Origin of the sequence: Corynebacterium sp. NML130628 (assembly GCF_001875665.1) — a bacterium.
Taxonomy (GTDB): Bacteria; Actinomycetota; Actinomycetes; order Mycobacteriales; family Mycobacteriaceae; genus Corynebacterium.
Window position 1 is genome coordinate 1 of sequence record NZ_MLAL01000010.1, and the last position, 12794, is coordinate 12794.

Here is a 12794-nt window from a genome sequence, read left to right on the forward strand (position 1 = left end):
AACACCGACTGGGTTGCCTGAGAAAGTCACGATTATCCGCACAACAAGTAAGACCGCGCCGACGCCGTGTGCGTTGATGATGCATTGTTAACCATGATTCCAGTCCACAACCACTTGACACCGAACGCCGGAAAAATTTGGTCGCCATAACCGCAGGCCGTAAAAGGGCTAGACGTCAAGAGGTGCGTCTTTTGTCACTGAAGCGAAAGGGAAGAAGCCAAGAACAGAGACCCTACCCGCAGCGGACGATGGGCTGCGGGTCGTAGACCGTGGTGGTGGTTTCGCGGCTGAGTTCGTTGCCGGCGAGGTCGGTGATCACGCGGGTGTCGGAGGTGGTGAAGCCGGGGGCGCCGCCGGATGGGGCGCAGTCGGGGCCGGTGACGGTGCGGGGTTGCGGCTGGGTGTAGGCCCAGCGTCCACCGTTGATGGATTGGACGTTGACGGTTTTGACGCCCATGAAGCTGACGGTGATGTTGCCACCGCCGTAGTTGGTGACGATTTTGACGGGGTGGTTACTGTCGTTACGGAACATGAGGTCGATGGCGCCTTCGTAGACGGTGGCTTCGCGCCCGGCTGGGTAGCGGGAAATGTAGTAGGAGTGCGGGGTGGAGGCGACGTCGGTCATGCCGGCGAAGTAGGCGGCGTTGTAAAGGGTGGTGGCGAACTGGGAGATGCCGCCGCCGACGGCGGTGCCGCCGCGGCCGTTGATGATGATGCCGGATTCCACGTAGCCCTGGGCGGTGCCGCGGGGGCCGGTGTAGCCGTTGAGGGAGAACGTTTCGCCAGGGTTGACGATGGCACCGTTGACGGTGTTGGCGACGATGCGGATGTTTTCCCCGGAGGCGCCGGAAAAGCCGCCGGTGGTGAAGGAGCCGACGGTTTCGTTGAAGGTAGCTTGTTCGGCGTCGGCGGTGGTGAAGGTGGCGGGGACGTCTTTGTAGGTGGCGTCCCAGGTGCGGTCGGCGTTGTGGAGGAGGCGGTCGTCGAAACCTTTGAAGGTGGCGTCCCAGTCGACGTTGATGCCGTCGACGGAGGGTTCGATGCCGCCGCTGGTGAGCACGCGGGCGTTCTTTGCCTCGACCTCGGACTCGGCGAGCTGTTCGCCGAGGATGGCGCCGGCTGCCTTGTGGTCGACGATGGGTGTGAGGGCTTCGTCGAAGTGGAGGATCTCGCCGATGCGTTCCTTGGGGATTACGGCTTTGACGTCTTCGCGGCCGTTGACGGTGAGCGGCCCGGAGAAGGCACGGTGGACCGGGCCGTCCATCGCTTCTTTCAGGGCGGACGCGCCGATGCGCGGCGCTATTGGTTGCGGCTCAACGGTGACGCCGTCCGGGTTGAGCCAGTGGGCGGTCAGTTGGGTGCGCAGCGCGTCGGCGGGGACGTCTTGGCCGTCTTCGGGGGTGCGCTCGTGGGCGGTGCCTCCCTCGAGAGTGATGGCGGCATCGATTGGGTTGCGGTGCAGTTCTTTCTGCAGGCGGGTGATTTCGGGGGTGAGTTTCGCATCGTCGACTGAGGGGACGACGGCCACTTCGTGCTCCCTGATCAGGCCACTGAGGCGCTCAATCGGGCTTGCGGACTGCAGCCCGGCCGCCTCCACCGTCGCCGAGTAGTCGATGCCGAGTCCGGCGCGCTGCGGCACCACTTCGGCGCGCTCGGAGCCGGAGGTGACGGTGATGGGGCGCGAGGGGGCGTCGCCAAGTTGGGCTTTGAGCTCGGCTTCTGCCTCCTGCGGGGTGAGTCCGCCGATGGCGACGCCGCCGACGGTGGTGCCGCGTGGCACGTGGCCGCGGTTGAGCGCCAGGTCGGCGAGGTAGATGGCCAGCAGCACCGCGAGTACGCCCACGGCGAAGCCAATGAAGATTTTTGTTGCCCTATTCACCCGCCCCAGGGTAATCGAGTGTGGGCTATAACCCAACGTCAATGAGTTGTTGTTGGACGCGGGTGGCGGCCTCATTGATGCGGGTCTCGGGGATTTCGCCCTTTTCGACGCCCGCTACGACACCATCGATGATCCGCGCGATGTCGTGGCCGGTGGACCAGAGGGCTTGGTCGGCACCTGCGCTGATGGCGAGGCGGACCGCGTCGGGCGTCGGGGCGTACTCGAGGATGCCGCGCATGCCGGAGAGGTCGTCGGTGACGGCCACGCCTTCGAAGGGGACGCCGCCGGGGTAGTCGCCTTCGCGCAGGATGCGGTAGGCCTCCGGGTTGAGGCTGCTGGGCACGCCTTCGGCGCCGAGGCCGGGCACGATCATGTGGCCGACCATGACGCTGGCGCGCGGGAAGCGCTGCAGCAGCTCGCCGTAGGGGACGAGGTCGAAGGCGTGCAGGTCCCCAATGGGTGGCGTGGTGGCGAGCTTCTTGTGGGTGTCGCCGGAGGCGCGGCCGTGCCCTGGGAAGTGTTTGAAGGTGGGGGTGACGCCGGCGTCGAGAAGGCCTTGGGAGAAGAGAGCGGCGATGCGGGTGACTTCGGCGGGGTCGCGGTGGAAGGCGCGGTCCCCGATGACGGCGAGGTCGGCGGCGTCGATGTCGACGACGGGCGCGTAGTCCACGTTGATGCCGTGGGCGCGAAGCGAGCGGCCGATGTCGTAGCCGGTGCCCTGGATCACGGCGGGCGTCCCGGTGGCGATGCGGCCCGGCGCGGGGAAGTCGCCGAGGATGTCGGTGTGGCGCTGGACGCGGCCGCCTTCGAAGTCGATGGCGACGGTGAACCCGCGCGGGTACTGCTCGCGCAGGGCGTTGATGTCGTGGCCGGGGTCGTCGAGAAGCTTGGGGTCGGCCCAGCTGGGGATGATAAGCCCGCCGACGCCCTGGTCGAGGGCCGCGCGGGCCTGGTCGTAGTTCTTCACCCCGACGACCATGAGGGATGCAACGCGCGCACGCAGGTCCTCCGGGACGCGCTGCTGGGCTGGCGTTTTGGGGACGATCTCGGTGATTGGCACCGTGTCGGTGGGCAAAAGTGGGATGTGGTTGTGGAGCGGAGCGGGCGTCGTCACGGGTTGTGGGGCCGGTGCGGGCGCGCACCCGGCGAGCACGACGACGAGCCCCGCCGTCGCCGCGGCGGACCCCCATACACGTCTGGTACGCTTTTGCACATGTCAAACCGTACTACCTTGCCTTCCGTTGTGGCTAGCGCCGTCGTCGGTGTCGTGCTCGGCGTGGTGGGCGTGATTGGGGTAGCGGCGTTCTCCGGGCAGAATTCCGTGCCGGTGTCCAACGCCGTCCCGGCAGACGAGGCCGTGCTTGGCGGCCCGGAATATGGCGCGCGCTAGACTCCGCAGCTGTATTCCCCACCTGGTCGCGTGGGTCATCATCGCGCTGATCGTGTGGGCGCAGGCGCCGGGGCAGATCGCCGCGGACACCAAGTTCGACCTCACCACCAACCCAGCCGGGTTCCTCGCGCAGGCAATGCACGCCTACACGGGCCGCTTCACGCTCGGGCAGCTGCAAAACCAGGCGTACGGCTACCTCTTCCCCCAGGGTGCGTTCTTCCTGCTGCCGCTGCCCGCGTGGGTGCTGCAGCGCTGCTGGTGGACGCTGCTGGTCGGATTGGCGTTCTCTGGGACGTACGCGCTGGCCAAGCGGCTGGGCATGCGCGGAGTGGCGGGCCCGGCGGTCGCCGGGACGCTCTACGCATTCAGCCCCCGCATCCTGACCACGCTGACCGCCATTTCCTCGGAAGCCTGGCCGGTGGCGCTGGTGCCGTGGACGCTTCTGCCGCTGCTCGGGGACCAGCGCCGGGGGCCTCACCTTGCGGCGGCGTTACTGCCGGTGGCGTGCATGGGTGCGGTCAACGCGACGGCCACCATCGCCGCCTGCCTGCCCGCCCTGCTCGTGCTGTGCGCGCAGCGCCAGTGGCGCGCCGCCGCGCTGTGGCCGGTGGGCGCGGTGCTGGTCAACGCGTGGTGGCTCGGCCCGCTCGTGGTGCTCGGCCGCTATTCCCCGCCGTTCACCGACTTTATTGAGTCCGCCTCAGTCACCACCGCGTGGCTCAACCCGATCGAGGTCCTGCGCGGCACCACCAGCTGGACCCCCTTCGTCGACGCCGAGCGCGCCGCCGGCCACCTCCTGGTCACCGAACCCGTATTCGTGCTGCTCACGGCGGGTGTGGCGGCGCTCGGCATCGCGGGGCTCGCCCGCCGCGACATGCCCGCCCGCGCCCCGCTCGTCACCGTCTTCGCCGTGGGCGTCGGCATTCTGTGTTTCGCGCACGCCCACCCCTCACTTTTCGACGCCTCCCTCGCCGCCTTCCGCAACCTGCACAAGTTCGACCCGCTTGTCCGCATCCCGCTGGCGTTGGGGGCCGGGTGGGTGGTCTCCCGGGCACGAACCCCGCAGCTGGTCGGTGCCGTCACACTGGTGGCGGTCGCGGTGTCCCCGGCGTGGTCGCTACGCCTGCTGCCACAAGGCACCTGGCAGGAACCGTCCGCGGACTGGGTCGCGGCGGCCCGCTGGCTCGACGAACACGCAGCCGGCACCCGCACGCTCGTCGTCCCCGCCGCGCCCTTCGCCCGCCAGACCTGGGGCTGGACGCGCGACGAACCGATCCAGGCACTCAGCCAGGCGCGCTTCGCGGTGCGCGACGCCATCCCCCTCGTCGACCCGGAGGCAATCCGGGGCCTGGACGGCCAGGTCCGCGCCGTGGACTCGGAGGCGCTACGCGCCATCGGAGTGGGCGTCGTCGTGGTGCGGCACGACTTGGAGGCGGAGGTGGCGTCGACAAGCGTGCCCGATCTTGGCGAGCCGACCGTGCGCTTCGGGGACGTCGATATCTATGCGCTGGAGCCCGCGCGCGACATGATGCTGACCAGCGCCTCCCCCGTGCGCGTCGACGCCGGCGGCGAAGCCCTGCCCCTGCTGTGGCGCGAGTTCGGCTACTTCCCCGCGACCCTGACCAGCGGCGATGCGGACATCGTGACGGATACACCGGCGCTGGCGGTGCGCAACTACGGTGCCGTGCAGCGCGCGCAGTCCGCGCACCTAGCCTCCGCTTCGGAGGGCAAAGACGTGCGCAACCGGGTGCCGGACTACCCCTCCGCGGGCACACCGGTGGGTGTCGCGATGGAAGGGAATGCCTCCGCATCCTCCTCCGCCGCCGACGCCACCGCCTTCGGCGGCGCCCGCGCCTCCCGGTCACTCACCGCCGCCTTCGACGGCCTCGACGACACCGCCTGGTGGCCCGCCGCCCAAGACCCTCACCCGTGGCTGCGCTTCACCCCCAACGCCAACACCGCCACCATCACCGCCACCGCCAACACGAAAGTGCAGGTCACCGACTTATCCGGCGAGCGCACCCTCAGCCTCGTCGCCGACCAGCCCCGCACCATCAGCGTGCGCGGCGAAACCACGCTCACCCTCACCGAACCCGTCGGCATCACAGAAATCGACGTCGGCATCCACCGCATCGTCGACGTCCCCGGCACCGCCGACACCTACTTCTTCCAACGCCTCATGCCCGAAACCACCACGCTGCAGCGCGCCTTCACCACCGCCGAAGACGCCGAATGGGAACTCTCCTCCCCCGCCCTTATCGACGGCTCCTCCGCCACCAACACCGTCTTCCTCCCCGCCGGGCGCCACGAACTAGTCACCGACGCCGAAACGATCACGCTGCGGCGCGGGCCCAAGCCTGGGGCTTCTGTTTCGTGGGAGCCGGTGGCTGGTGACGCTATTGCGCCCGCTGACCAGGATCGCCTGCTCATCACCACCCGCGCGTTCAACCCGGGACTCCAGGCCAGCCTCGACGGCGAACCCCTCACCGCCCAACGCATCGACGCCGGTCAACTCGCCTTCCGCATCCCCTCCGGACGCGGCGGCACCCTTGCGTTCTCCTTCGCAGGAGAGCACCCCTACCGCCTCAGCCTGTTCGGCGGGGCGGCGCTCAGCCTGGTCACCGTGCTGGTGTTGGGGTGGTCCGCGTGGCGACGCCGGTTTGTTGGCACTCCGGCCCGCCCGATCCCCGGCGGGATAGTGGCGGCGTTGCCGCTGGCAGCCGCGCTGTGCATCAACCCGGTACTCGGGATCGTCAGCGCCATCGGGGTCTGGACGGTGCGCCGCTACACCCTCCTGGCCAGCCGATACATTGCCGCCGGCGCAGTCACCGCGATGGGGTTGTGGCTGGCCCGCGCGCCCTGGCCTTCCGCTGGGTACGCTGGCGACGCCACCCTCATGCTCGTGGCCGGGTGCGTCGCGGTGGCCTGCCTCGCCTGGCCGGACTGAGTGTTGGCCCTGCTAAAAAAGTTCCCGCGCCCGGGAACTACTTTGCGTTTGAGGCCGGTTCCGGTCGACCAACGTGACGTTTCCCCAGGTCGCGACCGCTGTCTACGAAGAAAGTTCCCAAGACCACCGCTTCTTCGCACCAGATTCCAGGTTTTCGGCGAGCGGGTTTGCAAAAACCCCAGGTCGCGCAAACCTCATGCAGGAATTTGGTGCGCACCCGGCCGCTCATCGCCTCGCACGCTTTAAACACCTCGACCGGAACAAATTCGGGTGACAGCACGCCACTCCATCTACAAGCGCTCTGCGATGTGCGGCAGCAATCACTAGAATGATCGCAGCCGGTGCTCACGGCAGAGCTGACAAGAATTGCAAGAATCAAAGACCAGTGCTTTGAGTAGATAGCACGACCGAGATATTGCGAAAGGTGTCGTTATGTCTGAGAAACTGATGATCATTGGATCATATTTGGCTCTATTCGCGGCGGTACTGGGGCTTCTTTCCGGCCAGTTTCTGCTTGCGACGGTAGTCGCGGCGATTGGCGTGTGGGGGTTGGGGTCGCATAATCGGCGCTCAGCAGTCGATGATGTTATTGATTCTGATCTGCCAACCCCTTCGGCAGCAGAGTTAAAGAGCTATCGGGAGAAGAATCCAGATCTCTCTTTTTCTGAAGCAATCGTTGCTTGGCAGAAGGGTGAATCAGCCTGAATCCTTCGGGTTGCAGGCGATAGCGTTACCGCGTTTTCAGTCCATCACGCCCCAAAACCGTTTAAAGCGCACGCTTTTAACACCTCGACCGGAACAAAAACCGCCCGACTACGCAGGTCAGATGACGGTAGCGGAGCACACGGGGTGAGTCTGAGACCTATTGGGCACCCACACAACCACCAGGCGCGTGATCTACCAGTTCTGGAGCAAGCGAGCCCCTAGTGGCGACTGCAGCGTCACCTTCATGGAGGCCGTGAAACCGATCAGGATGCACTCATTGGGCGAACCTGGAATATTCCCTTCGTACACTCTCACTTTTACTGTGGTTGCGGTCTCCGTTGTCTCCGCGCGGTATCCGTAGCAAGTTTCGGTTCCGGCGGGGAAGAACACTCGAATTTGTGTGGGGCTGATTACTTGATAGCCCGACCATTTGACTTGATGCTCATTTTTGAGATCGTCGCGCGCCTCCCGGTCGAAGGGTTGTTGGCGCGTTTTGTGGACGATCCCCATTGCGCTGCTGAGTTCGTCGCCGACAGGGGTGGCTGAGACTATTCCTACCGCACTGCCCACCACCGCCAACACCGCTAAAATAGCGCCGATCAAATGTACATTTTGTGCATTCAAACCTGCGTTTATGCCGAATTTAGATAGTATGCCAGACACTTTCGCTCCTTCACTCACATTGGTATAGCCACCATAGCACGCGTCGTGGCCTGTTTGGGCGTCTACGCAGGGCAAATGACGGGCGCGCCGGAGACTGGGTCGTAAAGGACGCGGGCTTCGATGCCGTAGACCTCTTGGAGGAGTTCGGGGGTGAGCACGTCGAGGGGTTCGCCGTGCGTGACGACGCGGCCGGCTTTCATGACCAGGAGTTCGTCGCAGTAGCGGGCGGCGAGGTTGAGGTCGTGGATTGCGACGACGGCTTGGCGTTCGGTGTCGGCGACGATGTTGCGGATGATGGTGAGCAGGCTGACTTGGTGATGGAGGTCGAGGGCGGAGGTGGGCTCGTCGAGAAGGAGGAGTTGGGGTTCGCGTACCAGCATCTGGGCGACGCCGACGAGTTGGCGCTGGCCGCCTGACATGTGGCAGACCATCCGGTCGGAGATGTGGAGGATGCCGAGGCGGTCCATCATCGCGGCGGTGGCTTCGAGTGGGTTGGTGACGGCGCCTCCGGCTTTTGCGGCGACGACGATGGATTCGAACGCGGTCAGCGACGCGCTGGTCAGCAGGTCTTGGGGGACGTAGCCGACGTCGTGGGGCCCACAGGAGGTGGTGACGGTCCCGGACGTGGGGGTTTTGAGGCCGGCGATGGTTTTGACCAGGGTGGACTTGCCGGCGGCGTTGGGGCCGAGGAGGCCGGTGACGGCGCCGGGGGTGCCCAGGCGGAAGGTCATGTCGTGCAGGATTGGTGTGCGTCCGTAGGCAACGTTGAGGTCTGTGGCGACGATCATGGTTAACGGCCTGCCTTGCGGTAGCGGGAGAAGATGAGGAAGACGAAGAATGGGACGCCGACGATGGCGGTGATGATGCCGATCGGGATCACCAGGCCTGGTTTGACGGTGATGGAGACGGCGTGCGCTGCGGTGAGCAGCAGGGCACCGGCCGCGGCGGAGGCGGGCAGGTAGAACTTCTGGTCCTCCCCGACCAACATGCGGGCGATGTGAGGGCCCACCAGTCCGATGAAGCCGATAACACCGGCGAAGGCCACCGAAGCTGCTGCCAGCAGGGATGCCACGATCAGGGTGATGACGCGCAGGCGGGAGACGTTGATGCCGAGGGAGGCGGCGCGGGCGTCGCCAAGTCGGAGGGCGGTGAGCCGCCAGGCGTTGAACACCACGAACGGGACTGCGGCGGCGAGGAGGGCGCCGATGATGCCGTCGGCGAGCCAGGTGGCGCGCTGCATGGAGCCGAGCGTCCAGAAGACGATCTGTTGCAGCGCCTCAAGTGTTGCGCCGTACTGCATGAGCGACAGGAGTGCCTGGAAGAAGAAGGACAGGGCGATGCCCAGCAGGATCATGGTTTCGGCGGCGGCGCCGCGCCACACGGCAGCGGCGGCGACGACGGCCACCGCCACCAGCGCGGCCAGCGCGGCGGCGAGTGCCAGGTTGAACTGGGGGTGCGCGATCAGGTTAATGCCCAGCACGATCGACACCGCGGCGCCGAACGCGGCCGCTGCCGAGATGCCCAGCGTGAACGGCTCCGCGAGCGGGTTGTCCAGGATGGTTTGCATCATCCCGCCCGCAAGTCCCAGGGACGCGCCGATGAGCAGCGCCATCACCGAGGCCGGCAGGCGCAGGTCCCACAGCACCACGGAGGCTTGCTCGGGTGCGGTGTTGGGGTGGAGGAGGGCGTCGAGAAGCTGGGAGGCGCTGAGGTTGATCGGGCCGACCACCGTGGCAACGACGAAGCTGACGAACGCGACGAGCAGCAGCGCGCTGATCGCGATGAGTTTGCGTCGTCCTCGCTGGTGGTAGGCGCGGATCGCCTGATCTTGCTGGTTCATGGTTCCCCTACTGCTGTGCCTGGGCGAAGAACGCGCCGGAGTAGTCGAATGGCAGCCAGTCGGCGTGGAACTGCTCGAAGTCCTTCGCCGGGTCCATGTCAGCGAAGGCTTCTGGGTGCAGCCACTTCGCGAACGCCTCAAGTGCGAACACGTTGTACGGGTTGTCGTAGAACTGGTGGTAGACGGCGAAGTACTTGCCCTGCTTCGGCGCCTGCAGCAGGTCGAGGCCCGGGGTGCCCAGCGGGTTGTTCAGAGTTTCAGCGGCGCGCTGCGGGCTGGACTGGTAGCCGAGCTCGACGTGGCTGAAGGTGTCCGGCTGGTCGGGCTTGCGTGCCCACTCGCCACCGGTGACGATGAGGTTTTCGGGCTGCAGCTCGATCATCTTCTCAGCGCTGAACTGCTTGGAGTCCGCGTTGATGAGCTGTTCGCCCAGGTTGTTGCCTCCCGCCGCGGTGAGCAGCTGGCCGAGGTTCGCCTTGCCGGGGGTGCTGCAGCAGTCAACGAAGCCCGCGGCGGACCAGATCAGGCCGTCTTTCTTTCCGTCCTTTGCGACGGCCTCTTCGACCCGACCCTTGATCTCTTCGACCTTCGATTCGTAGAACTCGCCATACTCCTTGGCGCGCTCCGACTTACCCAGCAGGTCGCCGAGCAGCTGCACGGAGCTGACGGTGTGCTCGAGTGGGGACTGGCGGAAGTCGGTGAAGACGTACTTCATGCCGGTCTGGTCCATCTTTTCCAGGAGGCCGGATTCCTCGGCGACTTTCTTCTGGTCAAGCGTCATCACGACGACGTCCGGGTCCTGCGCCATGAGCGTCTCCAGGGAGACGTCGCCCTTGCCGATGTTGCCGATCTCCTGCGCCTTCATGGCGCCCTCGCTGATCTCGAAGACCTTGTCCTTGAACGCCGGGGCGGCTTTGGTCAGGTCGTTGCCGTAGGCGACGACGTGGTCGAAGGGGTCCCCGCCGAGCAGCGCGGTGGCGAAGACGCCGCGGCCCTCGCCGAGCACGATGCGCTCCGGGGCGTGGTCGAAGGTGACTTCGCGGCCGGTGACGTCGGTGACGGTCAGTGCCTTGTCCGCCTGGGTCGGCTCGGCCGATGGGGTGGTGTCGGTGCTGTTGCCCGAGCACGCGGCGAGTGAGGCGGCCGCGCACAGGGCGACGGCGCCGGTCATTGCTTTACGCAGGATGTTCACAGTGGTTTCCTTGCCGTAGTAACATTCATTCCAATAGAGCGAATCAACAATATATCAGGCAAGGCTTGCCTAACAAGCTTGGCGCGTAGTTGGTGCACCACCCTCGCGCCCGGCACCTCCACCCACGTGTAGGACAAATAGCTCACCACCAGGCTCAACGCCACCGTCAGGGTGAGGATGGGGACGAAGTGGGCGTCGAAAAGCGATACCCCCAAGATTGGGAACACCGCGTAGAGCACCGCCATGTGCCACAAAAACAGCGAGTAGGACCAGCGGCCCAACAGCTGCGCCGGGCGGGTACACAGCGCGGTGCCGTGTAGGCGCGGCGCGAGCGCGAACGGCACGATCCAGAGTGCTGCGAACAGCGCCCCAAGCAACACACGGACGTTGAACTCGACAGCACTCGGGTGCTCCAGCCCCGCAGGCCCCAGCACCCCGCCCGCCCACGCGACCGGCAACGACAACGCCGGGAACACCCAACGCAGCTCCGGCACCCGCAGCTGCCACCTACACCCGGCGCGCTCCGCCTCCGCGCACAGCAGGCCCACCGCGAACCACGGCGCAAAGGAGATTGGCCAGATCTGCAGGTTCAGCTCCCCCGGCGTCTGCTCCGGGGCGGGAATCAGGTGCGGCCAGACCAGGGCGGCCGCCAGCGCCACCGCCAGCACCACGGCGCGGCCCCGCCGCCCGCACGCCAGGTACGCAGGCAGGACCAGGTAGAACGCCACCTCGACACAGAGGGACCAGTGCTGGGTGAGGCCGTCGATAAGCCCGCCGGGGACGTAGAGCTGCGTGAGCGTCAGGTTGGCCACAAGCGGGCCGGCGCGTACCCCCGCGAGCGGCGGCAACGTCACCACGATGATCGCCACGGACACCACGTACGCAGGCACAATGCGGGCAACGCGGCGCCAGTAGTACTCGCGCGCCGGGCGGGGCTCGCCGCGCGCCAGCAGGAACGCCGAGAGCGCGAAGAAAACGGCCACGAAGTAGTCGAAGCGCGCGAGCACCGGCGAGTCGGTGGCCGTCTGGAACGCCACGTGCGTCACCACAATGCCGAGCGCCGCGATACCACGCAGGCCCGCCAGTTCCGGGAGTACGTTAATGTTTCTGATGTGGACATTGTAAGCAAACGGCGCCTGGGTATCTGCGCCGCCATCATCGCGGTGTGCGTGGCGCTGAACTTCCTGTCCCCGCTCATCATTAACCACCAGCGCGTGCTCGCCCCCACAGAAAGCACCCTACTTTTCGACGGCCCCTCCGCCCTCACCCGCACCCTTTTGATCATGGAGGGCCCCTCGGAGGAGAACCCGAAGAAGGAGGCGCTGACCATGTCCGCCACCGTCCGCGACGACGGCGCCGTCATCGCCGAGGACTCCTTCGAGGTCAACCCGGCCTCCGCCTACCCCACCAGCGGGCGCCAGGGCCTCGGCTACGTCCTGCCGTACAACCCGGAGCGCCGCTCCTACCCGTTCTACGACCCGCTTGCGGACCTCGTCGTGCCCCTGGACTACCTCGGCGCGGGCTGGGTCGCGGGCCTGGAAACCTACAGGTACACCGCCACCATCGACGTGCCCGAGTACCACGCCGAGCGCACCATCGACGTCGAGCGCCGCACCGGCCGCCTCCTCGACGAGTCGTGGACCATCACTCGCGGCCCCCTCAAGGGCCTCTACACGCTCAGCGACGAATCCAAGGCCGCCGCGGCTTCCGCCGCACTTCACGACGTCCACATCCTCAAATCTCTCCAGGTCATGGCGTTCGTAACCCGCCTGGTCAGCGCGCTCGCGCTCTTCTACGCCTTCGTCCTGCTGGTGCGGCGCCGCCGTGATTAAGGGGCGTCTGCTCTCCTGGCTGCTGCTCGTCTACGCGGCGGCCCTGGTCCTGGGCGTGACCTGGCCGTTCCTCGCGCCGGGCGATGCACTCGCGTACCGGGACATGCTCGTCCTGCCGGACATGGCGCTGACCCGCGCAGCCCTCGGCTTCGGGGACCTGCCGGCCCGCAACGTCCCCCAGGACGCGCTGCTCGCCGTCCTCCCCTTCCCGGTCCTGGCGGTGCGCGCGCTCGTGGTCTGCGCCGCCGCCGCTGCCGCTTGGGCGGGCTGGCGGATCGGGCGCGGCGGCTGGGGCCGGTTCGCGGCGATCACGGTCGCGGTGTGGAACCCGTTCGTCGTCGAGCGT

At 66.6% G+C, this 12794-nt stretch carries 11 protein-coding genes; 4 read left to right on the forward strand and 7 right to left on the reverse strand.

Translation table 11 applies throughout. The features are described 5' to 3' along the window. Positions 1–232 precede the first annotated feature (232 nt). Both BJP07_RS01290 and BJP07_RS01295 read right to left on the reverse strand, forming a co-directional pair. Positions 233–1954, reverse strand: a complete 1722-nt coding sequence (locus tag BJP07_RS01290; protein WP_083583998.1) for a VanW family protein — start codon at positions 1952–1954, stop codon at positions 233–235. After that, complete coding sequence (locus BJP07_RS01295; protein WP_071565696.1) at positions 1905–3092, reverse strand: glycoside hydrolase family 3 N-terminal domain-containing protein; 1188 nt, start codon at positions 3090–3092, stop codon at positions 1905–1907. The genes BJP07_RS01290 and BJP07_RS01295 overlap by 50 nt, the downstream gene beginning before the upstream one ends. Here BJP07_RS01295 and BJP07_RS01300 point away from each other — a divergent pair, their 5' ends adjacent. The 3 genes from BJP07_RS01300 (at position 3093) to BJP07_RS01310 (ending at position 6921) form a co-directional block, all read left to right on the forward strand. Continuing rightward, positions 3093–3269 (forward strand): DUF2613 family protein, encoded by a 177-nt coding sequence (locus BJP07_RS01300; RefSeq protein WP_071565697.1) that lies wholly within the window; start codon positions 3093–3095, stop codon positions 3267–3269. It abuts the gene before it with no gap. Beyond that, positions 3256–6216 (forward strand): alpha-(1->3)-arabinofuranosyltransferase family protein, encoded by a 2961-nt coding sequence (locus tag BJP07_RS01305; protein WP_071565698.1) that lies wholly within the window; start codon positions 3256–3258, stop codon positions 6214–6216. The genes BJP07_RS01300 and BJP07_RS01305 overlap by 14 nt, the downstream gene beginning before the upstream one ends. Positions 6217–6648: 432 nt before the next feature. Next, on the forward strand, positions 6649–6921 hold the full coding sequence (locus BJP07_RS01310) for a hypothetical protein (protein WP_071565699.1): 273 nt from the start codon (positions 6649–6651) through the stop codon (positions 6919–6921). Positions 6922–7113: 192 nt separating this feature from the next. Here the strand turns inward: BJP07_RS01310 and BJP07_RS01315 are convergent, their stop codons facing one another. From BJP07_RS01315 to BJP07_RS01335, 5 genes are all read right to left on the reverse strand, one after another. Further along, entirely contained in the window at positions 7114–7584 is a 471-nt protein-coding gene (locus tag BJP07_RS01315) for a hypothetical protein (RefSeq protein ID WP_071565700.1), read from the reverse strand. Between the two features lie 62 nt (positions 7585–7646). Beyond that, complete coding sequence (locus tag BJP07_RS01320) at positions 7647–8372, reverse strand: ABC transporter ATP-binding protein (protein ID WP_071565701.1); 726 nt, start codon at positions 8370–8372, stop codon at positions 7647–7649. A 2-nt stretch (positions 8373–8374) separates the two neighbouring features. Continuing rightward, complete coding sequence (locus tag BJP07_RS01325; protein ID WP_071565702.1) at positions 8375–9424, reverse strand: iron ABC transporter permease; 1050 nt, start codon at positions 9422–9424, stop codon at positions 8375–8377. Between the two features lie 7 nt (positions 9425–9431). Next, the gene (locus tag BJP07_RS01330) at positions 9432–10616 is read right to left on the reverse strand and encodes an ABC transporter substrate-binding protein (protein ID WP_071565703.1); all 1185 of its coding nucleotides are present in this window, start codon (positions 10614–10616) and stop codon (positions 9432–9434) included. After that, positions 10613–11653: an acyltransferase gene (locus BJP07_RS01335; protein WP_255365887.1), complete on the reverse strand. Its 1041-nt coding sequence runs from the start codon at positions 11651–11653 to the stop codon at positions 10613–10615. The genes BJP07_RS01330 and BJP07_RS01335 overlap by 4 nt, the downstream gene beginning before the upstream one ends. Between BJP07_RS01335 and BJP07_RS01340 the strand changes: the two genes are divergently transcribed. Next, the gene (locus tag BJP07_RS01340; RefSeq protein ID WP_255365888.1) at positions 11654–12448 is read left to right on the forward strand and encodes a porin PorA family protein; all 795 of its coding nucleotides are present in this window, start codon (positions 11654–11656) and stop codon (positions 12446–12448) included. Positions 12449–12794 lie beyond the last annotated feature (346 nt).